Source organism: Kitasatospora sp. NPDC059462, from assembly GCF_042749955.1.
Classification (GTDB): domain Bacteria; phylum Actinomycetota; class Actinomycetes; order Streptomycetales; family Streptomycetaceae; genus Kitasatospora.
Window position 1 is genome coordinate 34,680 of sequence record NZ_JBHYUU010000009.1, and the last position, 21,287, is coordinate 55,966.

The window sequence follows — 21,287 nt, forward strand, 5'->3', positions numbered from 1 at the left end:
CGCGCCGACCGTCGCGGGGGCGGGCCGCCGGGGGTCAGCGGATCAGCCGGACCTCCGGGTGGGCGGGGGAGGGCGCGGTGAACAGGGGCGTCGGGCGGTGGCGCAGGTGGAGGTCGAAGAAGGCGGCCAGATAGGCGCGTTGGGCGGCGACGGCGCGGGCCGGGTCGATCGTGCCGAGCAGGTGGTCGACCTCGTCGGCGGGCCAGGGCAGGACGGGCCGGGCGGCGGTCAGCAGCACCTCCAGGTCGGCGAAGCTGCCGTGCCCGGAGCCCTCCAGCCGGATCTGGCGGCGCCAGGAGGACAGGCGCGGCCACAGCGCGTCCCACATGGCGTCGCGCACCGGGCGGACGTCCGCGGCGCCGAACAGCAGCAGCGGCCGGTCCAGGCCGTCGGTGGCCACGGTGCCGAACACCGGGCCGTCGAGGGAGGCGCCGGCCAGCACGCGCGGGTCGTCGTGCAGCGTCTGGACGGCCGTCGCGCCGCCCATCGAGTGGCCGGCCACGCCGACGGCGGTCAGGTCGAGGGCCGCGCCGAGGCCGGGCGGGAGGGGGCGTCGCTCGGCGTCGGGGTTGCCGCCCGCGGCGAGTTCGGTGAGGCGGTCGAGCACGAAGCGGGTGTCCGCCGTCCGGTGGGCGACGATCTCCTCGTCCGTCATGGCGAACACGGCGGGCTTGTTGCGCACCTCCAACCGGCCGTCCGGGAAGGCGACTTCGCCCGCGTCGAAGGTGTGGTCGAGGACGGCCACCGCATAGCCGCGGGAGGCGAGGTCCTCGGCGGCGAGGGTGGCGAAGGAACGGTCGGCGCGCGAGCCGGGGGAGTAGAGGACCACCGGGTGGCGGGAGGTGCGGTCGGCGGGCGCGTCGAGGCGGGAACGGGTGGTGGGCCAGACGAGTTGCCCGGGGGCGACGCCGAGGTAGTCGGCCTCCAGGTGGGCCTGTTCGGCCGGTCCCGTCCAGGGCGCGAGCCGGTGGGCGGGCGCGCCGCAGGCGGCGGCCGGGTACCAGAGCTGCGCCATCAGTTCGCGCGGACGCGGGGTGGGCGCCCAGCGGTCGGGGCGCTGCGGGTCGACGAGATGGAGGCTGGTGGTGCCGACCGGCAGCGGGCCGGTCGGCGCCGGGAGGGTGAGCGGGACCGGGGCGGTGCTGGTGCTGCTCACGGTGGTGGCCGCCGCGGCGGTGGGGGCGGTCGCGGCGAGGGCGCCGGTGGCGAGCAGGACGGCGAGCGCGGCGGCGGCCGGCCGGTGACGGTGGTGCGGCATCCGGGAGTTCCTTCGCGTCAGGGGGTGGTCTCCCGCCCACCGTGGTGCCCGGACCGGGCCCGGCGCGTCCCGCCGCGGGCGTACGACCGTGGTCGGATGCCGGTCCGTCCGCCCGTGGCTAGCCTGGCCGGGTGCAGAACGACCAGTGGCTCGCGCCCGTCCCGTGGACGAAACGGCTGGCGCCGGTGCACCGGGCGTGGACGGACCCGCTCGCCGCACTGGCCGGCACGGCCGTGACCGCCGCCCGGGTGCTCGGCGCCGCCCGGGACTTCGACCCGCACGGGCGCGGCAACCCGCCGCCGGACGGCCCCGCCGCGGTGGCCGTGGCGCTGCTCGCCACCGCGCTGCTCGGCCTGGCCCTGGCCGCCCGGCGGCGGCACCCGGCCGGGGCGTGCGGGCTCGCCGCGCTCGCCTGGGCGGGCACGGTGGCGGGCTGCCGGCAGCCGGCGATCGGGCTGGTCGTCGGGTTCTGGGCGGTGACGGCCGGGGTGCTGGTGGCGTACACGGCGGCGGCCCGGGACCGGCGGACCGCGCGGACGGCGCTCGGCGCGGCCGTCCTCGGCTGGGCGGTCACCCTGGCCGCGCCCGGCGAGGTGGGCGGCAACCTGCTGCTCGCGGTGATCGGGCAGACGGCCGGCTGGGCGGCGGGGGACGCGGTGCGCCGCCACCGTGCGCACAGCGCCGCGCTCGCCGCCCGGGCGGCGGCCCTGGAGCGTGCCGCCCGCTCGGAGGAACGGCTGCGCCTGGCAAGGGAGTTGCACGATGTGGTGGCGCACAGCCTGGGCGTGGTGAGCGTCCAGGCGGGCTTCGGGCGGTACGCGCTGGAGCGCGCCGCGCAGCAGGACGGCCCGGCCGGCACCGCGCTCGCGGCGATCCGGGCGGTGAGTGCGGAGGCGCTGCGCGAGACCCGGGCGCTGCTGGCCGTGCTGCGCGAGGACACCGGGCCGGGGGCGCCGCCCGCCCCCGTGCCCGGTCTGACGGCGGCGGACCTGAGGCGGCTGGCGGAGCGGACGGGCGCCGCGGGCGTCGCCGTGCGGCTGCGGATCCGCGGCCGGGAACGCGCCCTGCCGCCCGGGGTCGGCCTGTGCGGCCACCGGGTGGTGCAGGAGGCGCTCGCCAATGTGGTCCGCCACTCGGGCGCGGCCCTGGCCCGGGTGGAAGTGGAGTACCGGGACGGCGGGTTGTGGCTGGAGGTCACGGACGACGGCCCCGCCGACGGCCGCCCCCGCGCCGTCGTGCCGGCGCCGTCCGGCGGCACCGGCCTGGCCGGGATGCGCGAGCGGGTCGCCCCGTACGGCGGCTGGTGCGAGGCCGGACCGACGCCGGCCGGAGGGTTCCGCGTCACGGCGGTCCTGCCGCTGGACGACGCGGCGGTCCGCTCGTGACGATCCGCGTGGTGGTCGCCGACGACCAGGCCCTGGTGCGGGCCGGGTTCGCCGGGATCCTGCGCCTGGCGCCCGGCTTCGCGGTGGCGGGCGAGGCGGCCGACGGCGCCCAGGCCGTCGAACTCGCCCGGCGGGAGCGGCCGGACGTCGTCCTGATGGACATCCGGATGCCGAACCTGGACGGCATCGAGGCCACCCGCCGGATCACCGCCGGGCCGTCCGGCAGCCGGGTGCTGATCCTCAGCACCTTCGAACTCGACGACTACGTGCGCGCAGCGCTGCACGCCGGGGCCGGCGGCTTCCTGCTCAAGGACGCGGAACCGGCCGAACTCCTCGCCGCCACCCGGGCGGTGGCGGCCGGGGAGGCGGCGCTCGCGCCCAGCATCACCCGCCGGCTGATCACCGGACTGCTCGCCGGCGCACCGGCCGCCGCCCCGGCGGACCCGGCCCGCTCCCGGGCCCGCGAGGCCGTCGCCGTCCTCACCCCCCGGGAGCGCGAGGTCCTCGCCCTGGTCGGCGACGGCCTCACCAATCCGGAGATCGCCGCCGTTCTGCGCATCACCGAGGGGACCGCCAAGACCCACATCGGCCGCCTGCTCCACAAGCTCGCCGCCCGCGACCGCGTGCGCCTGGCCGTCCTCGCCCACCACGCGGGTCTCTCCCGCTGACCGCCGCGGGCGCGGCCGCGGCCGTGAGATTTTGCCGAACGGTCGACCAATCGGCCCGCGGACCCGGGTAGCGTCCAGCTCCGTTCCCCGTCGAAACCGCCGAGAGGTGTGCCATGAACCCGGTCGATCTGTACGAGGCGGCGTCCGCGCTGCCGACGCCGTGGAACTCCCGTGCGCTGGGGCGGGTGGGGACGGCCGTCGTGAAGGTCCTGCGGATGGACGGGCGGCCGCTGCCGGCCGAGGTGCACGAGGCGGCGGAGCTGTTGCTCGTCCTCGACGGGAAGCTCGAACTGCTCGTCGAGGGTGTCGAGCTGACGGTCGGCCCGGGCGAGCTCCACCGGGTGGCCGCAGGGGCCCGGCACGCCGTGCGGCCGGGCAGCACGGGGACCCTGGTCGTGGTGGAGGAGTCCGACCGGGCCGAGGCTTAGGACCGCCTTCAAGCCCCGGCCTGCCGGGTGGCGAGCCGTCGGCCCTGCGGTCGGGAGGTGTCCCCGGCTTCGCCTTGCGGTGCGCGCGCTCGGATGCCGCTCGGCCTGTCCTCGGGGCGGACGGCGGGGGTGTGAAGCCGGTCCTGGCGGCCGTCACCGGGGCTTAGGACCGGCCTTCGAGCCCCGGCCTGCCGGGTGGCGAGCCGCCGGCCCTGCGGTCGGGAGGTGCCCTCGCCTCCGTCTTGCGTTGCACGGGCTGGACGGCGGGGGCTTGAAGGCGGGCCCCGGCCGGGGTGGCGGTGTGCGGGCGCCGCTTCGGCAGGGGGCTCGGCTTCACCGGGCGCGCCGGGGCGGACACGGGTCGGGGTCGGTCGCGGGGGGAGATCGCGACCGGCCCCGGCTGTCGGGGGAGACGGGCGGGCTCAGCGGAGCCAGGCGTGGTCGCGGACGACCGGGAGGGCGGCCCAGCGGCGGGCGAGGCCCCAGGTGCGGCCGGCACCGGTGACGGCGAGGGCGATGAGCAGCAGGGCGTAGACGACGTGGTAGTCGAGCAGTGGGTTGGTCGACCCGCTCGCGGTGCCGTCGGCGAGGTGCCGGGCGGGCGGCCACTCGGCGGCCCACATCAGGGCGAGCAGGACGGTCCCGCCGGCGGCGGCGATCCGCAGGGCGACGCCGCCGGCCAGGGCGAGCCCGATGCCCAGCAGGCCGAGCATGAACAGCCAGTCCGCCCAGGCCTGGCCGGCCATGGCGTGGAAGGTCCCGCGGAGCGGGCCGGCGGCGACGTGGGAGAGGAAGCCCTTGGCCGGCGACGCGCCGTCGATCCAGGCGCGGCCGTCGGTGGTGGAGTAGCCGAGGCCGAAGGTCTTGTCGGCGAAGGCCCAGAGGAACACGGCGCCGAGGGCGATCCGGGCGGTGGCGAGCGCGGCGCCGCCCGCGGTGACCCGGGTCGGGACGGCGGAGGCGGAGGCGGACGCGGAGGCGGTGCGGTGCAGGTGGGTGCGGGGGGCGCGGGCGCTGCGGGCGGCGGAGGCGTGCTGAACGGCCATGGCGGGGCTCCTCGGTGGGGGTGGGTCCTCGGGCGGGACCGGTGCGGTCCGACGGGCGTCGGGCCGGCCGTGCGGCGGAGCGGCGGTGCGGTTCATCTGCGGTACAGCCTGCCGCGCCCACGCCGGGCGGGTCTGCGGGCCGTTGGTCCCGGTGGGCCGAACAAGGGTCCCGACAGGTCGGTCCTGGTTGCGAACTCCCCGTGCGTGGACCGACCGCCGGGCTGGTTCGACAAGCGAACCGACAAGCACGCGGAGGCCGTCCACGGGCGCCGAGCGACCGCGGGTGCATGGCCGGCTTCCGCGGCCGGGCCACCGGCGCCGGGAACGCCCCGATGGGGCCGAGCCTCGCCTTCGAGCCGGGCCGCAGGGCGGCCTGCTGCCCCGCCGTCCGCCCGGCCGGCGAGAAGGAGTACGCCGAGCGTCGGTTCCCCCACGAACCGGTGAAGGAGGCCGGTGGCGGATGGTCCGCCCCGGCGCCCGGAGCAGCGGCGACGGGCGGAACGGGCCGCGACAGGGGATAACCTTGGGTGCCCGGAGGCGGGCCGACCGACCCAAGAGGAAAGCAGCGTGGCGCACGACAGGCAGGACCCCGCCCTGATCGGACGGCAGCGCGAGACCGGCCTGCTGGCCGCTGCCCTGGACCGGGCCGGCACCCGCGCGGGCGGGGCCACGGTGCTGCTGCGCGGCGACGCGGGCGTCGGCAAGAGCACCCTGCTCGCCTGGACCGAACGCGCCGCACGCGATCGCGGCTTCACCGTGCTGCGCGCCACCGGCACGGAGGCCGAGACCGACCTCGCCTTCGGCGCCCTGCACCAGGCCCTCTGGTCGCTGCTCCAGCGCTCCGGCGCGCTCTCCGCCCACCAGCGGGACGCCCTGGAGAGCGCGTTCGGCGCCCGCTCCGGCACCCCGAGCGGCTTCGCCGTCGGCGCCGCCGCCCTCGCCCTGCTCGACGACGCGGTCCGCACCGCCCCGGTCCTGCTGGTCCTGGACGACCTGCACTGGATCGACTCCTCCAGCGCCACCGTCTTCGGCTTCCTGCACCGGCGCTGCGCCGAACTGCCGGTGGTGATCCTCGGCGCCACCCGCCCGGACGGCCAGGCCGCCCAGGCCTGGGCCGCCGAGCCCGTCGACGTCCGGGCGCTGCCCCGGGCGGACGCCGCCGCGCTGCTCGGCAGCCGCTACCCCGAGCTGGCCGTCGGCACCCGCGACCGGGTGCTCGCGGAGGCGGACGGCAACCCGCTGGCCCTGGTGGAGCTGCCCCGCCAGCTCGCCGCCGCCCAGCAGCGCGGGGTCGCCCCGCTGCCCGACCGGCTGCCGCTGGGGCGCCGGCTGGAGCGGATGTTCGCCGAGCGGCTGGACGCGATGACCCCGGAGGTCGGCCGGCTGCTGCTGCTCGGCGCCCTGGCCACCGGCCCGGACCTCAGCAGCGGCAGCTGGCTGCGTGCCCTCCCGGACGGCACGGCGGGGGAGACCCTGGAGCGGATCGAGGCGGACGGCCTGGCCCGGCTCGACGCCACCGGGCAGCTGGTGTTCCGCCACCCCCTGGCCCGCACCGCCGTGCTCTCCGCGGCCTCCGACACCGCCCGCCGCGAGGCCCACCGGGTGCTGGCCGGCACCCTCGCGCCGGGCGACCCCCGGCGGCTGACCCACGAGGCCGCCGCCGCGCTGCTGCCCGACGGCGACCTCGCGCACCGCCTGGAGACGGCCGGCCTCGACCTCGCCCGGCGCGGCGGCCACGCCGAGGGCGCACTGCTGGTCGAACGCGCCGCCGTGCTCAGTCCCGACCCCCGCGACCGCGTCCACCGGCTCACCCGGGCCGCCGTGATGGCCGCCCACGGCGGGCAGCTGCGCCACACCGCCGCCCTGGTGGAGGAGCTCAAGACCGCGGCCGTCCCGCCGGACGTCGCTCCGCTGTTCGCCTACGCGGTGGTCTACGCCGACCAGAGCCACCACGTCGACTTCGCGTCCTCGGCCGCCCTGCTGCCGGGCGCCCTCGACACCCTGACCGCCCCGGAGGCCGACACCTCCGGCGGGCTGACCGAGCAGGTCTTCTTCAAGCTCCTGCTGGCCGCCACCTACACCGACGACCCCTGGGCCTGGCAGGCGCTGCACCGGCACCGCGACGCCGTCTCCGAGGTGGGCCGGATCTGCCTGCGGGCCTGGACCGAGCCGGGCCCGGGCATCGCCGACGAGCTGCGCGCGGTGGCCGCGGACCTGACCGAGGAGCAGGAGGCCGGCGCGGCCTGGCTGCTGCTCTGGACCAGCTCCGCCCTCGACTGCCCCGAGATCGACCTGTGGCGGCGCTTCACCGGGCTGCACGGCTACGCCAGCGAGGGTTCGGTCGCGAAGGCCAAGTGCCACCAGGACTTCCTGCTCGGCGACTGGGACCGGGCCGAGGACTGCCGGCGCGAGGCGGAGATCGCCGACGAGCTCGGCTACCGCACCAACGCCCTGCTGTTCCGCCAGTACCACGCCGCCTTCCTGGCCGGCCGCGGCGACGAGGCCGGGCTGGAGGCACTCGACCGGGCCGTGCGGCCCACCGCCACCCGCGCCCGGATGCGCTCCGTGCTCGACCGGATGACCCATCTGCGCGGGCTGGCCGCGCTCGCCCACCAGCGCCACGAGGAGGCGTACACGCACTTCTGCGAGCTCCTCCCGCCGGGCCGTCTGCCCGGCGGCCGGCCCTGGCACCACGCCCTGGTCTTCGACCTGGTCGCCGCCGCCGTGCACACCGGCCGCCGCGACGAGGCGGCGGCCCACCTCGCGGCCGCCCGGGCGGCCCGCTCCGCCGATCTCTCCGGCCGGCACGCCTTCCTGGTCGCGGCCGCCGCCGCGGTGGCCGCCGAGGACGACGACGCCGAGGACGCCTACCGCGCCGCGTTCGAGGTGCCCGGCGCCGAGCGGTGGGCCTTCGACCTCGCCCGGCTGCGGCTCGCCCACGGCTCCTGGCTGCGCCGTCGCCACCGCCCGGGGGCCCGCGAGGCGCTGCGGGTGGCCCACCACGTGTTCCGCCGGCTGCAGGCCGGACCCTGGGCGGCCCAGTGCGAGGCGGAGCTGCGCGCCGCGGGCGACCAGGTGGTCCCGCCGCAGCGCGGTCCGTCCACCGCCCCGTCCGCCCCCGCCCTGCTGACCGGCCAGGAGCTGCGGATCGCCCGGCTCGCCGCGACCGGCCTCACCAACAAGGAGATCGGCCAGCGCCTCCAGCTGTCGCCGCGCACGGTCGCCGCGCACCTCTACAAGATCTTCCCCAAGCTCGGCATCACCTCCCGGGCCGCCCTCGCCCACGCCCTCGCCCAGAGCGCCGCACCGCGCTGACCCGCCCGTCGCCCGGGCCGCCGTCGAGGACGGCAGTCAGATGACCTAACCCGCCGCCTGCCCCTTCGGTCAGGCTGATCGGGCAGGGATTCGAGGAAGGGCGGTCAGATGGGCGTACGGGTGACGACCGCGGTGGTGCCGGACGGCGAGAAGGCGGCCTACCTGGGCGGGGCGGTGTCCCGGACGCTGGTGCCGGTGGAGCTGCGCCCGCTCACCGGGCGGCCGTTCGACGGGCAGCTGGTCTCGCACCGGCTCGGCTACGTGCGGGTCTCCACGCTGGAGGCGGACGCCGCCCGGTTCTCCCGTACGGCGGCGCTGATCGCCCGGGCCCCGCGCGGTGAACCGCAGGTCGGGGTCGGTTTGCAGGTGTCGGGCCGGGCGGTGCTGGAGCAGGACGGGCGCCGGGCGGAGGTGGCGGCCGGCGGGCTCGTGCTGTACGACACCGCCCGCCCGTACGCCTTCGACTACCCCGAGCGCTTCCGCACCCACCTCTTCCACCTGCCGCGCCGGCTGCTGGGCGTGCCGGAGCGCGACCTGCGGCGGGCCTCGGCGACGGCCGTCGGCCCCGCGGACGGCTGCGGGCCGGTCCTGCTGTCCTTCCTCGGCGGTCTCGCCGCCTCGGCGGACTCCTACCCCGCGCAGGTCGGCGACCGGCTGGCCGGCAGCGTCGCCGACCTGCTCAGCGCGCTGGTCGCCCAGCTCACCCTGACCCGCGCGGCGGACGGGCCGGACACCCCGAACGCGCACCTGGTCCGCCGGATCCGGGAGTACATCGAACGGCACCTGGGCGATCCGGCGCTCGCGCCCGAGCCGATCGCGAAGGCCCACCACATCTCGGTGCGGTACCTTCACCGGTTGTTCGAGGGCGAAGGGGTGACGGTGAGCAGGCTGATCCAGCAGCGCCGTCTGGAGGCGTGCGCCCGGGAGCTGACCCGGCGCGGCCCCACGGCACCGACGGTCTCGGCCGTCGCCCAGCGCTGGGGCTTCGTCAACCCGGCACACTTCAGCCGGGCCTTCCGCGCCGCCTACGGCGTGCCGCCGCGCGAATGGCGGGCGCGGGGGTTAGGAGGAGGGACCGGCCGATGAGCCGGCGCGCACCACCGAACGGAAGCCAGGAGCGAAGAGTGTCCGACCCCACCCCCTTTCCCGACCGCGGACCGGTGCTCGACCGGGCGCTCCGGGAGTTCCTGGCCGCCCGGGCGGCCGACCGCCCGGCGGGGGAGCCGACGGAGCTGCTCGCGCTGCTGGCCGCCGACGGGGAGCCCGACGGCGGGGGCGACCCGGACCCGGACGACCCCTACGCGACCACCACCGAGTGGCTCGCCCTGCCCTGCGGCCCCACCGGCCGGGTGTCCGTCCAGGTGACCAGACCGGCCGGCGCCGCCGAGCCGTGCCCCGTGGTGCTGTTCCTGCCCGGCCTCGGCTGGTCGCCCGGCGAGGCCGCCGGCTACCGCCGGCTGGTCCGGGAGTTCGCCCTGGGCGCCGACGCCGCCGTGGTGTTCGTCGACTACGCGCGGGCGCCCGCCGCGCGCTACCCGGTGGCGGTCGAGCAGTGCCACGCCGTGGCGCGGTGGATCCAGGTGCACGGCCACGAGGTCGGGCTGGCGGGGGACCGGATGGCCGCCGTCGGCGACTCCGCGGGGGCCAATCTGGTGGCGGCCCTGACCCTGCTGGCCCGCGAGCGCGGGGACGTCCGGCTGGTCCAGCAGGTGCTGGTCTGCCCGGTGACCGACGCCGACTTCGACACCCCGTCCTACCACCGCTTCGCCACCGGGTACTTCCTGCACCGCGACCACATGCGCCGGTACTGGGACGCCTACCTGCCGGACGAGCGGCGGCGCCGGGAGGCCACCGCCGCACCGCTGCGCGCCACCCCGGAGCAGCTCGCCGGGCTGCCCCCGGCGCTGGTGGTCACCGCCGAGGCCGATGTGCTGCGCGACGAGGGCGAGGCCTACGCGGGGCGGCTGCGGGCGGCCGGGGTGCCGGTGGTGGCGACGCGCTACCAGGGCACCGTGCACGGCTTCCTGCTGCTCGACGCGTGCTGCCCGACCGGGACGGCGCGCGCCGCGCTGATCCAGGTCGTCGACACCGTGCACGTCGCCCTGCACCGCCGGGCCTGGTGACGTCGGGCGCCCCGGCCCGGGCGCCCGCGTCGGGGCGCCCGCGTCGGGGCGTCCGCTCAGGCCGTCGGCGGCGCCCAGGGGGCGTCCGGGGCGGAGAGCCGGCGGGCGGCCAGGGCGGTGACCAGCAGGAGCAGCGTGGCCAGGGCCAGGGCGGGGGCCGGCCGGCCGTGAAGGACCAGGACCGCCCCGGCCAGGCCGCCGAGCAGCATCGCGAGCGCCGACAGGATCCGGCGGCCCGGGCGGGGCCCGGTGCCCCCGGCCGCCGGGGAGTCGGCGGCCAGGCCGGTCAGGGTGAGGGTGAGCACGGTGGTGGTGAGGTCGGGCACGCCGAGCCGGCGGGCCACGGCGTTCTGCAGGCCCATGCCCAGGCCCAGCAGCACGATCAGCGGGTACCGGGCGGCGCCGCCGTCGACGGCCGCGGCGGTGACCGCCGCCGCGGCCGTGAGGACGCTCTGGACGCCGGTGGCCAGGGCCAGCAGCCGCCCGCGGTGGGCCGCCGGGCGGGCCGCCAGCCGTCCGCCGGCGAGCGCGCCGGCCAGGAAGGCCGCCAGCGACACCAGCGAGGCGGTGGCGGACAGGCCCGGGGCGCCCGCGAGGGCGAACCCCAGGAAGACCACGTTGCCGGTCATGTTCGCCACGAACACGTGCCCGAGCGCGAGGTAGCTGACCGCGTCGACCACCCCGGTGGTGACCGTCAGCAGCAGCATCAGCGGCGGCAGCGGTCCGTGCCGGTCGGTGCGCGGCGGGGCCAGCGTCCGCAGGGCGTCAGCCAGCAGCGCGCGCACCGGCCGCCGCTCCCGCCGTGGGATCCTCGCGGTGCAGGACGGCCCACGTGAGCAGGCCGCTGACCGGCCCGGACGCCACGGCGGCGAGCACCAGCCAGAGCGGCCAGGAGGTCAGTCCGACGGCGTGGTCGACGGACCAGCGGCCCGCGCCGGTGAGCGCGAGCGAGCCGGTGACCACGACCAGCACCAGCGGGTACTCGTAGCCGTCGTTCTGCACCCAGAGCCCGTGCGGCACCTTGACGGTGATCGCCACCGTCATCACGCCCATGGCGACCATGGCCGCCAGCGGGGTGAGCGCGCCCAGCGCCAGGAACAGGCCCGAGCCGATCTGCCCGGCGCCCGCGGCGAGCGCGGTGAGCGTCCCGCCCCGGAACCCGTCGTGCCGGAACTCCGCGGTCCCGCCGGCGAGGCCGTTGCCGCCGAGGCGGTGGCTCACCTTCTGCACGCCGTGCCCGGCGATGAGCAGGCCCACCACCACCCGGATGATCAGCAGTCCGGTATCCATCGTGTTCTGTTCCTGTCCCTGGTCGTGGTCATGGTGTCCGTGGCCGGTGCGTGGCCGGCCCGTGGTCGGTCGAAGGCGCCCCGGCCCCGGCCCCGGCCCCGGCCCGCGGTGTGCGGGCCGGGGCCGGCGGGGCGTCAGAGGACGAAGCAGGGGTCGAACGGCAGCTCCCGCTCGACGTCCCGGCCGCGCGAGACGCGCCAGGCGCGGTGCAGCTCGGACTCGGCGACGACCTCGCCGAGCAGTTCCGCCTGGCGGGCGCCGGCGGACTGGTAGCCGCCGAAGCGGGCGACCGGGCTCCACGCGGGGCTGACCGGCGGGAGCTCCTCGTCCAGGCCCTCGTACTCGGCGGCGGCGTGCACGATCCGGCCGCCGACGACGGTCAGCACGGACTCGATGTCCGGGATCTCCGGCTCGGGCACGGTGAGGAAGTCGGCGGACAGCACCGCGAGGTCGCCGTAGTACCCGGGCCGCAGCACGCCCTTGACGTCCTGCTCGCCGGTGAGGGCGGCGCCCGCCGAGGTGTACATCGCGAGCGCGGTCGCCCGGTCCACCCGGTTCTGCGGCGGGCGCATCGCCAGGCCGCCGACCGTGCGGCCGGAGACCAGCCAGTGCAGGGCGACCCACGGGTTGTAGGAGGAGACCCGGGTGGCGTCGGTGCCGGCGGCGACGTTCAGGCCGCGGTCCAGCATCGCGCGGATCGGCGGCGCCTCGGCGGCGGCGCCGACGCCGTAGCGGCGGGTGAAGGTCTCGCCCTGGAAGGAGAGGCGGTTCTGCACGGAGAGCGCGCCGCCGAGCCGGGCGATCCGGTCCAGGCTCTCCCCGGAGACGGTCTCGGCGTGGTCGAACAGCCAGCGGTTGCCCTGCGGGAAGAGCCCCTCGGCGGCGAGCTTCTCGAAGACGGCGAGGTCGCGGCGGATCGTCTCGTCGTAGGTGGCGTGCAGCCGGAAGCCCCAGCCGTTCTCCATGAGCAGCCGGACGGCCTTCTCGAACTCGCCCTCGTAGGAGCCGAGTTCGGGGCGCGGCTCGGCGAAGTTCTCGAAGTCCGCGGCGGCCCAGGTGAGGTTCTCGCCGGCGCCGTTGAGCCGCAGCCACGCATCGCCGTCCTCGGGGCGGACCATCTCGATCCAGCGCTTGAGGTCGTCCAGCTCCTGCCCGCCGGTCTGCGGGAACAGGTGGTAGGCGATGCGCAGCGAGAGCAGGCCCTCCCGGGCGAGTTCGGTGACCGTCGCGTAGTTCTCCGGGAAGTTCTGGAACCCGCCGGCGGCGTCGATCGCGGAGGTCAGGCCGAAGCGGTTCAGCTCGCGCAGGAAGTGCCGGGTGGAGGACTTGCGGTCCTCGGGCGGCAGGGCGGGGGCCTTGGCGAGGGTGGAGTAGAGGACCAGGGCGCTGGGGGCGGCCAGCAGCATGCCGTTGGGCTCGCCGTTGCGGCCCCGGACGATCTGGCCGCCCCTGGGGTCGGGGGTGGTGGCGTCGTAGCCGACGGCCTTCAGCGCGGCGCGGTTGAGGATCGCCGACTGGTAGAGGTGGAGGACGAACACCGGGGTGTCCGGCGCGGCCTCGTTCAGTTCGGCGGGCGTCGGCAGCCGGCGCTCGGCGAACTGCTCGGCCGACCAGCCGCCGACCACGCGCACCCACTGGCCCCGGGGCGTGCGGGCGGCCTGTTCGCGCAGCATCGCCAGCGCCTGGCGCAGCGAGCGCACGCCGTCCCAGCGCAGCTCCAGCACGTAGCTGAGGCCGCCCCGGATGACGTGCAGGTGCGCGTCGTTGAGGCCGGGCACCACGCGCCGGCCGAGCGCGTCGACGACGGTGGTGGACGGTCCGACGAACCGGGCGACGTCGGCGTCGTCCCCGACGGCGGTGATCACGCCGTCCCGGATCGCGAGGGCGCCGGCCTGCGGACGGCGGGCGTCCCCGGTGTGGATCTTCGCGTTGCGGACGACGACGTCGGCGGCGTTCGCGGCCGCGTCCTCCCCCGTGCGGGGGACGATCCCGCCGACCGGCATGACAGACACCTCGAAAGCCTCCTGTGCTGGGGTGCGGCCGCCGTCCGGAGCGGGCGGCGGCGGGGTGGGCGGCCGAACGGGCCCGGGGGGCCGGGCCCGCTCCTCCCACCGACTCCCCGACGGTAGGCCGGGCGCCCGGGGCCGAGTTGGCCCACAGCGCACCGTCACCGTCCCGCCAGCGCACCTCCACCGGTGCGTCTCCCGTCGCCGCGTCTCCCGCCGCCGCACCCCGGCGGCGCCCGCCCGGGAACGGCGAAGCCCCGCCCTCCTCCGCTCTGGGGGAGACGGAGGAGGGCGGGGCCGCGATCGCCGTGCCGCCGGCCGGGACCGGGCGGGGCACGGCCCGGTCAGCCGGGGCGGACCGGGGTGCGGGGGGCGGGGCGGCGCGGTGCGGGGACGACGGTGACGGCCGGGCGCAGCGGACGCAGGGCGAGGACGGCCCGGGCGATGGCGTCGGAGTCGCCCAGGGTCACCGAGTTGACGCCCGGGCGGATGCCGGCCGCGGTGACCCAGTGCACCGCCTCGGTGGGGACGCCGTAGGCGAAGCGGCGCGGGTGCGCCCGCCCGGCGGCGTCCAGCAGGCGGTAGGGGCGCTCGGTGACCGCCAGCCCGCCCGTCTCGTACCCGGGACCGGCGGCGTCCGGGATCCGGTAGGTGCGGGCCTGCCCGTCGTCCAGCAGCCCGCGCAGCAGACGGTCGCCGGTGCGCCGCAGGTCGGGCTCGGGCAGCCGGGCCTCGACCAGGACGGCGGCGCGCAGCGGCGGTGCGTCGATCGCGGGGGAGTGGGCGGTGAAGGCGGGGCGGCCGCCGCGCGGGTCGAGGGTGATCCGCACGTCCGGGCCGAGCAGGTCGACCACCCCGGCCTCGATCAGGGCGCGCAGTTCGTCGATCCGGGAGGCCGGCGGGCCGATGGACAGGAAGGCGTTCAGCGGGGTGTACCAGGACTCCAGGTCGTCGCGGTAGGAGGAGCCCTCGATGCCGCCGTGGTCGACGGCGAGCCGGATCTCGTTGCGCAGGTCGCGCAGCACGTCCAGGGCGGCCTTGAGCGGGCCGTTGACGTTCCCGGCCCGGGCGTCGCGCACGTCGCGCTCCAGGCGCTCGACGATCCACTCCCGGTGCTCGGCGCGCGAGGTGAAGCGCCGGCCCGCGTAGGGGTGGGCGAGCGCGTTCCAGTCCCAGCGCTGTGCGGCGCGGACCCCGTAGCGGTCGAGGAGGCCGGTGGCGCGGCCGGGGCCGGGGGCGGCCAGGTACTCCTCGGCGAGCCGCTCGCCGTCCTCCGGGCGGCCGGCGGCGGCGAGCAGGGCGGCGTAGTAGACGGCCTCGACCTCGCGGGCGACCAGCGGCCACAGGTCGCGGGCGAAGCGCACCGGCTCGCCGGCGGCGGCCCGTTCGCGCAGCCGGGCCGCGTACGACTCGGTGAGCAGCCGGGGGTGGTGGCGGCCGTGCGCGCCCTTCTCGTTCTCGCCGCGTGCGTGGTACGGCACGCCGCGCCGGGAGCCGGCGAGGATCAGCGGCTCCTGCCCGGACGGGTGGTAGACCAGCCGGCCGCCGCGCTCGGCGAACCGGCCGCCGCGTCCGCGGGTGAGCAGGGCGAGGTGGTCGAAGAAGTTGAGGCCGAGGCCGCGGACCAGGACCGGGCGGCCGGGCAGCACGGCGGCGAGGTCGAGGTCGGCCGGGTTGGCGGGCGGCAGGTGGACCAGGCCGTGCGTGGCGGCGCTGCGGGCCAGGGAGCGTTCGGCGGCGGTCGGGCCGGTCGCCAGGTGGCCGAGTGCCAGCACCACCGCGTCCAGGTCGGCGATCCGGCGGCCGTTGGCGAGGACCAGCACCTGGGCGGCGCCGGGCAGCGGGTCGGTGTCGGTCAGCCGCACGGCGCGGGTGCGGTGCTCGACGATCCGGCAGTGGGCCGGGGCGGTGGCGCGCACCCGGCGGTGGACGTCGCGCAGGTAGCGGCCGTAGAAGGCGCGGGTCGGGTAGGTGTCGGGGGTGAGCGCGCGGGCCTCGGCCCGCACCTGCTCGTCGTACTCGCCCGGAGCGCCCTGCGGGACGGCCGACTTGGCCCATTCGTAGAGGCTGGGGCCCTCCTCGACCGGGCCGTCGATGGTGACGCTCGGATCGGTGTAGACGGTGACCTGGGAGGCCACGGTGTTCATCAGCAGCAGCCGGGACTGGTTGGTGCGCCAGACCCGGCCGGCGCCGGGCGGGTAGGGGTCGACGAGGTGGACGGTGAGGGCGGCGGCCGACGGGCGGGAGCGCTCGTTGGCCAGCAGCCGTTCGAGGACGGACAGGCCGCGCGGGCCGGCGCCGACCACGGCGATCCGGCGGTGGCGGGCGGTGGTCGGGCCGGGGGAGTGGGGAGCCATGGGTGATGTCCTCCCGTGCTTCGGGCCCCGCGGGCCGTTCGGGCCGTCGGGGCCGTTCGTCGGAGTGACGCCCCGCCGGACGAAGGCGGAGTCCGGCGGGGCGTCGGCCGGGGGGCGTTGCGGGTCGTGGACGGTGCGGGTCGTGGACGCTACGGGTGGCGCAGCAGGATCTTGCCGAGGCTCTGCCGGCCCTCCAGCCGGGCGTGCGCGGCGGGGGCGTCGGCGAAGTCGTAGGTGCGGTCGATCCTGGCCCGCAGGGTGCCGTCGAGCAGTCCGGCGAAGAGCGCGCCGGTGCGGGCGGTGAACTCCTCGCGGGTGAGCACGTGGTGGGTGAGGCTGGGCCAGGTGAGCTTCAGCGAGCCCTTCTGGACCAGCGTGAACGGGTCGATCGGGTCGGGCTTGCCGCTGGCGCGGCCGTAGACGACCAGGGTGCCGCGCGGGCGCAGCGAGTCGAGGCTGTCGGCGAAGGTGTCCTTGCCGACCGAGTCGTAGACGGCGTCGGCGCCCGCGCCGTCGGTGATCCGGCGGACCGCCTCGCGGAAGTTCTCCCGGTCGTAGCGGACGACCGCGTCGGCGCCCAACTCGTGGACCAGCGCGGCCTTCTCGTCGGTGGAGACGGTGCCGATGACGTACGCCCCGGCCCGCTTGGCGAACTGGACCAGGAACTGCCCGACCCCGCCGGCGGCGGCGTGCACCACGACCACCTGGCCCTTGGCGACCGGGTGCGAGTCGTGCGCCAGGTAGTGCGCGGTGAGGCCCTGGAGCATCGCGGCGGCGGCCGTGCCGGAGTCCAGGCCGTCCGGCACGGTGGTCGCCAGCCGCACCGGGACGGTGACGAACTCGGCGTAGGCGCCCGGGAGTTCGCCGTAGGCGACGCGGTCGCCGACGGCGAGTTCGGTGACGCCGGGGCCGACCGCGTCGACCGTGCCGACGGCGTCCATGCCCGGGACGAAGGGCAGGGCGACCGGGAAGACGCCCTGGCGGTGGTAGACGTCGACGTAGTTGACGCCGATGACCTCGGTGCGGATGCGGATCTCGCCCGCGGCGGGTTCGGTCACCGGCACGTCGTCGACCTGGAGCTGCTCGGGGCCGCCGGGGGCGTGGACGCGGATCGCCTTCATGGGGTGGTACCTCGGCTGTTCTGGTAGGCGGGTCGGGTGGGAACGGGCGGCGGCGGGGTGCCGCCGCCCGGGTCTTGGGCCGGCGCGGGCGCCGGGGCCGCGGCCGGTGGTGCGGCCGGTGGTGCTGCCGTCGCCGTCGCCGGCGCGGGCCGGTTGGCGAGCAGGCCGCCGCCGATCATCAGTGCCCCGCCCAGCAGTTGCAGCGCCGTCGGCGCGAGGCCGAGCGCCAGCAGGGCGACGAGCACCGTGAAGGCCGGTTCCAGCTGGAGCACGCTCGCGGTCTCCCACGGCCGCAGCCGCTCCAGCGCCAGGTGCAGGGTGACGTAGGCGAGGCAGAAGTTGGTGACGGCGAGCAGGAGTTGGAGGCCGAGGGTGCCGGCCGTCGGGTGCCAGCGCAGCGGGCCGGGCGCCAGCAGCAGGACCGGCAGCAGCACCACCGCCGCCGGGACCAGCCGCCACAGCGCCAGGAGCGGCGCCGGCACCGTGGCCATCAGGGCCTTGGCGGGCAGGAAGGCGAGACCGGCCAGCACCGCGCCCGCCAGCACCAGCGCGTCCCCGCTGCCGACCCCGGTGAAGCCCGCACCGGGGTCGCGCAGCACCACCAGCACCCCGCCGGCCAGGGTCACCGCGAGCCCGGCCGACTGCCGTGCGCGCAGCCGGTCGCCGAGCAGCAGCACCGAGGCCAGCACGGCCGTCGGGCCCTGGAGCTGGATGAGGAAGCCGCCGTTGACCGGGCTGGTCCGGCTCAGCCCGCTGATCACCAGGGCGAGCGAGAGACCGGTGCCGACCACCGAGACGAAGCCCAGCCGCAGCCAGTCCCGCCCGCCGAGCCCGGACGGGACCAGCGGCCGGCGCCGCACCGCAAGCCGTCCGGCCAGCAGCACGGCGCCGATCGACAGGTTGAGCTCGGTGGTCAGCAGCGGGTCGATCTCGCGGGTGACCCGGTTGGCCAGCACGGCGCCGGCGCCGAAGAAGGCGGCGGTCAGCAGCGCGAACGCGTACCCCTGCGTGCGCACGGTGGGCTCAGCGCGCCTTCACGCGGACCGCGTGCCCGCGCTCGACCCCGTACCGGGCGGCGAAGTCGCCCTGGTTGAGGGCGAGTCCGAGCTGGTCGCGGCTGGCGATGTAGGCGAGCGGCTCGCCCTCGCCGGTCTCGCCGAAGGTGCGGCGCAGCGGGGTGGTGATCCGGGTGCCGCCGATCTCGATCTCCAGCTCGGCGTCGAACGCGATGCCCCGGGCGTCCAGGAATTCCCGGGTGATGCTCGTCCAGACGTTCCCGTAGTTCTTGTCGAGAATCGCCACCTCGCCGATTATCCAGTCGCCCTCGACGACCGGCTGGGCGACGTCGAGAAGGACGATGTCGGCCGCCTCGATTTCCTCGCCGATTTCGCTGAAAGGTACTCCGTTGGCGATGTGCGCGGCCGCCGAAATCACGATGTCGCGCCCGTAGAACGTCGGGTCGATGACGGGCCGGCGGACCTTGTCGGCGGTGATCCGGCGGACCTCGGCGACGCCCGCCTCCTTGACGATCCGGGTCAGCAGGCCGTTGTTGGGGGCGAAGTAGGTGTGCCCCTGGGGGGTGCGCAGCCCGATCGCGTTGTCCTGGACGCCGGTGTGCGGGAAGGTGACGCAGGCGAAGACCGCGTCCGCCGGGAAGTAGCGGAACGAGTCGCGGATGTACAGGCCGGCCTCGTAGATGTCGAACGGGGTGACGTCGTGCGTGACGTCGACGATGTTGGCGTGGGGGGCGATGCTGAGCACCATGCCCTTGCAGATGCCGACGGCGTCGTCGACGAGTCCGAAGTCGGTGAGCAGCCCGACGATCGGCCGGGCGGCGAGCAGGCCGGGGCCGGTGGACGGGGCGGGGGTGCTGGCGGGAGCGGACATGCTGAACCCTTTCAGGATTACCGAAACGGGGTGGCGTGCATGACGGTCCGGGATTTTTGCGGCGGTGAATCGCCCGGGTAAAGGACGGTTCAAACGGCCGAGATTGAAGTGAGGCTAGCATCCGGTCGGCCGCGAAGAAAGCTTGTGCTGTTGCGGCTGTATGAAGTCAATTTGAAGAAGTGGAACGATACCGCCCGTTTGCCGGAATATGCCCGGCGGGCGTGCCGCGCCGGGCCGCGGGCGGAAATGGTCCGGGCATGAACCGTCGGGGGCCGGGGCAGCCATGGGGACACCGACTCCCATCCGCCCCCGGAGGTCCCGGATGCCACCACGTCCCCGGCGCGCCCTGCTCGCCGTGCTGCTGACCGTCCTCGCCGTCCTCGGCACCGCCCTGGCGCCGGCCGCGGTGGCCGCCGGCCGCGGCCCCGTGCTGCCCCGCCTGCAGTCGCTGTACGTGCCGATGCCCGACGGCGTCCGGCTCGCCGTCGACGTCTGGCTCCCGGCCGGCACCCGGGCCGGCGACCGGCTGCCCACCGTCCTGGAGACCGAGCGCTACTGGCGCTCCCGGGCCCACTCCGGCGGCATCGAGAACGACCCCCGCTACGGCAGCGCCACCGCCTGGAACGAGCACGGCTACGCCCTCGTCCTCGCCGACCTGCGCGGCACCGGCGCCTCCTTCGGCACCCTGCGCGGCGAGTTGGCCGCCGACCTGATCGCCGACAGCGGCGCCCTCGCCGACTGGATCGCCGCCCGCCCCTGGTCCAACGGCCGGATCGGCACCACCGGCGTCTCCTACGGCGGCGACACCGCGATGCTCGCGCTCGGCCTGCGCAACCCCCACATCACCGCCGCGATCCCGCTCTCCTACGACTTCGACCCCTACGAGGACCTGGTCCGCCCCGGCGGCCTGCTCATCGAGCCCCGGCTCGCCCCCTACGCCCAGCTGCTGCGCATCCTCGACGCGGCCGGCGGCACCACCTGCGACACCGACGAGGAGACCCGGGCGCTGTGCGCCGAGGCCGGGCTCACCGGCGCCTCGCCGAAGCCCGTCGACGGCCCCGACGGACCGGCCCTGCTCGCCGCCGCCCGCGCCGAACACGACGCCAACGTCAACCTGGTCGACCAGGGCCGCGCCGGCGTCCACCGCGACTGGACGGACGGCGCGCAGAGCTGGACGGCCGGCAGCGTCGGCGACCACGCCGCCGCGATCTCCGCCGGCGGCGTCCCCGTCCTCACCGAGGCCGGCTGGCTCGACGCGGGCACGGCGAACGGCGTGCTCTCCCAGTTCGCGGGCCTCACCAACACCCAGGACGACTGGATCGGCCCGTGGAGCCACGGCCGCCTCCACCTCGCCGACCCGTTCCTCCCCAGCCGCCCGCTCACCGGCGACGAACGCCGCGAACTCGCCGAGCGCTCCTACGCGTTCTTCGACCGCTACGTCAAACACCCCGGCCGCCCGGACGGCACCCGCCGGCTGCACTACTACACGTTCAACGAGGGCACCTGGCGCACCACCACCCGCTGGCCCGTCCCCGGCACCCGGACCCGGCGCCTCCACCTCGGCCCCGGCGGCACCCTCGCCGCCCGGCCCTCGCCCACCCCCGCCGCCGACCTCCTGTCCGCCGACCCCGCCACGGTCCCCGGCACCGGGGCGCTCGACCGCTGGAACACCAACCTGACCGGCGACCCGGTCAGCTACCCCGACCGGGCCGCCGCCGACCGCGCCCTGCTCGGCTACACGGGCGAGCCCGTCACCCGGGACACCCGCATCACCGGCCTCGGCCGGGTCACCCTCGACGTCACCGGCCTGTCCGGCACCGCCGACGGCGCCCTCCACGCCTACCTGGAGCACGTCGCCCCGGACGGCCGCTCCACCTACCTCACCGAGGGCCAACTCGCCCTCACCGACCGCGCCGTCGCCTCCACCGCCCCCGACTGGCGCCGTCTGCGCACCCCCCGCAGCTACGCCGCCCCCGTCGCCACCCCCTTCCCCCGGGACACCCCCCAGCGCCTCACCATCGACCTGCTGCCCACCTCCGTCCTGCTGCGCCCCGGCGACCGGATCCGCCTCACCCTCGCCCCCGCCAACCCGTCCTCCTTCGAAACCCGCCCCGCCACCGGTACCCCCGCCTACCTGATCACCCACGGCGGCATCAGCGCGTCGTACCTCGACCTCCCCGTGGTCGGCTGAGGAGGCGCCCGAGGCGGGCAGGCACCGACTCGGCGGCGAACACCGAAGGAACGACACGCATATGACAGATCGTCCGACACCGCGGCCGGCAAGTTGCGGGTGGGCGCCGCGGCGTGATTGGCTGCGGCCCGATGGTCGGCTTCCGCGCAGGCCGGGAGGCCGGGTTCGCGGACGGCCACCCGCTCGCGGTGGAGGGACGGGCGGCGCCCGCC

General features: G+C 76.8%; 16 protein-coding genes. 7 read left to right on the forward strand and 9 right to left on the reverse strand.

What is annotated here, in order from left to right; translation table 11 throughout:
* Positions 1-34 precede the first annotated feature (34 nt).
* The gene (locus ACFXAM_RS04605) at positions 35-1,258 is read right to left on the reverse strand and encodes an alpha/beta hydrolase family protein (RefSeq protein WP_380287524.1); all 1,224 of its coding nucleotides are present in this window, start codon (positions 1,256-1,258) and stop codon (positions 35-37) included.
* A 131-nt stretch (positions 1,259-1,389) separates the two neighbouring features.
* Between ACFXAM_RS04605 and ACFXAM_RS04610 the strand changes: the two genes are divergently transcribed.
* The 3 genes from ACFXAM_RS04610 to ACFXAM_RS04620 all read left to right on the forward strand — a co-directional run bounded on the left by ACFXAM_RS04610 (position 1,390) and on the right by ACFXAM_RS04620 (position 3,739).
* Positions 1,390-2,643, forward strand: coding sequence for a sensor histidine kinase (locus ACFXAM_RS04610; protein ID WP_380287525.1), 1,254 nt, complete (start codon positions 1,390-1,392; stop codon positions 2,641-2,643).
* Positions 2,640-3,311, forward strand: a complete 672-nt coding sequence (locus ACFXAM_RS04615; RefSeq protein ID WP_380287526.1) for a response regulator — start codon at positions 2,640-2,642, stop codon at positions 3,309-3,311. The genes ACFXAM_RS04610 and ACFXAM_RS04615 overlap by 4 nt, the downstream gene beginning before the upstream one ends.
* A 113-nt stretch (positions 3,312-3,424) precedes the next feature.
* Entirely contained in the window at positions 3,425-3,739 is a 315-nt protein-coding gene (locus ACFXAM_RS04620) for a cupin domain-containing protein (RefSeq protein WP_380287527.1), read from the forward strand.
* Positions 3,740-4,161: 422 nt separating this feature from the next.
* Here the strand turns inward: ACFXAM_RS04620 and ACFXAM_RS04625 are convergent, their stop codons facing one another.
* The gene (locus tag ACFXAM_RS04625) at positions 4,162-4,785 is read right to left on the reverse strand and encodes a hypothetical protein (RefSeq protein WP_380287528.1); all 624 of its coding nucleotides are present in this window, start codon (positions 4,783-4,785) and stop codon (positions 4,162-4,164) included.
* Positions 4,786-5,352: 567 nt separating this feature from the next.
* Between ACFXAM_RS04625 and ACFXAM_RS04630 the strand changes: the two genes are divergently transcribed.
* The 3 genes from ACFXAM_RS04630 (at position 5,353) to ACFXAM_RS04640 (ending at position 10,223) form a co-directional block, all read left to right on the forward strand.
* The gene (locus tag ACFXAM_RS04630) at positions 5,353-8,100 is read left to right on the forward strand and encodes an AAA family ATPase (protein ID WP_380287529.1); all 2,748 of its coding nucleotides are present in this window, start codon (positions 5,353-5,355) and stop codon (positions 8,098-8,100) included.
* A 108-nt stretch (positions 8,101-8,208) separates the two neighbouring features.
* On the forward strand, positions 8,209-9,186 hold the full coding sequence (locus tag ACFXAM_RS04635; protein ID WP_380287530.1) for a helix-turn-helix domain-containing protein: 978 nt from the start codon (positions 8,209-8,211) through the stop codon (positions 9,184-9,186).
* 38 nt (positions 9,187-9,224) lie between these two features.
* Positions 9,225-10,223 (forward strand): alpha/beta hydrolase, encoded by a 999-nt coding sequence (locus tag ACFXAM_RS04640; protein WP_380287531.1) that lies wholly within the window; start codon positions 9,225-9,227, stop codon positions 10,221-10,223.
* A gap of 56 nt (positions 10,224-10,279) precedes the next feature.
* Here ACFXAM_RS04640 and ACFXAM_RS04645 read toward each other — a convergent pair whose 3' ends face one another.
* The 7 genes from ACFXAM_RS04645 to ACFXAM_RS04675 all read right to left on the reverse strand — a co-directional run bounded on the left by ACFXAM_RS04645 (position 10,280) and on the right by ACFXAM_RS04675 (position 18,884).
* On the reverse strand, positions 10,280-11,008 hold the full coding sequence (locus ACFXAM_RS04645; RefSeq protein ID WP_380287532.1) for a YoaK family protein: 729 nt from the start codon (positions 11,006-11,008) through the stop codon (positions 10,280-10,282).
* Positions 10,989-11,513, reverse strand: coding sequence for a DoxX family protein (locus ACFXAM_RS04650; protein ID WP_380287533.1), 525 nt, complete (start codon positions 11,511-11,513; stop codon positions 10,989-10,991). Before ACFXAM_RS04650 ends, ACFXAM_RS04645 begins: the two co-directional genes overlap by 20 nt.
* A gap of 134 nt (positions 11,514-11,647) precedes the next feature.
* The gene (locus tag ACFXAM_RS04655; protein ID WP_380287557.1) at positions 11,648-13,516 is read right to left on the reverse strand and encodes an amidohydrolase; all 1,869 of its coding nucleotides are present in this window, start codon (positions 13,514-13,516) and stop codon (positions 11,648-11,650) included.
* Between the two features lie 347 nt (positions 13,517-13,863).
* Complete coding sequence (locus ACFXAM_RS04660) at positions 13,864-15,876, reverse strand: FAD/NAD(P)-binding protein (RefSeq protein ID WP_380287534.1); 2,013 nt, start codon at positions 15,874-15,876, stop codon at positions 13,864-13,866.
* A gap of 149 nt (positions 15,877-16,025) precedes the next feature.
* A complete protein-coding gene (locus ACFXAM_RS04665; protein WP_380287535.1) occupies positions 16,026-16,997 on the reverse strand; it encodes a quinone oxidoreductase family protein in 972 nt (323 codons plus the stop codon).
* A complete protein-coding gene (locus ACFXAM_RS04670; RefSeq protein ID WP_380287536.1) occupies positions 16,994-18,013 on the reverse strand; it encodes a DMT family transporter in 1,020 nt (339 codons plus the stop codon). Before ACFXAM_RS04670 ends, ACFXAM_RS04665 begins: the two co-directional genes overlap by 4 nt.
* Before the next feature lie 7 nt (positions 18,014-18,020).
* Positions 18,021-18,884 carry an S-adenosyl-l-methionine hydroxide adenosyltransferase family protein gene (locus tag ACFXAM_RS04675; RefSeq protein WP_380287537.1) on the reverse strand — a complete coding sequence of 288 codons (864 nt, stop codon included), beginning with the start codon at positions 18,882-18,884 and terminating at the stop codon, positions 18,021-18,023.
* Between the two features lie 322 nt (positions 18,885-19,206).
* Between ACFXAM_RS04675 and ACFXAM_RS04680 the strand changes: the two genes are divergently transcribed.
* Positions 19,207-21,075 carry a CocE/NonD family hydrolase gene (locus tag ACFXAM_RS04680; protein ID WP_380287538.1) on the forward strand — a complete coding sequence of 623 codons (1,869 nt, stop codon included), beginning with the start codon at positions 19,207-19,209 and terminating at the stop codon, positions 21,073-21,075.
* Positions 21,076-21,287 lie beyond the last annotated feature (212 nt).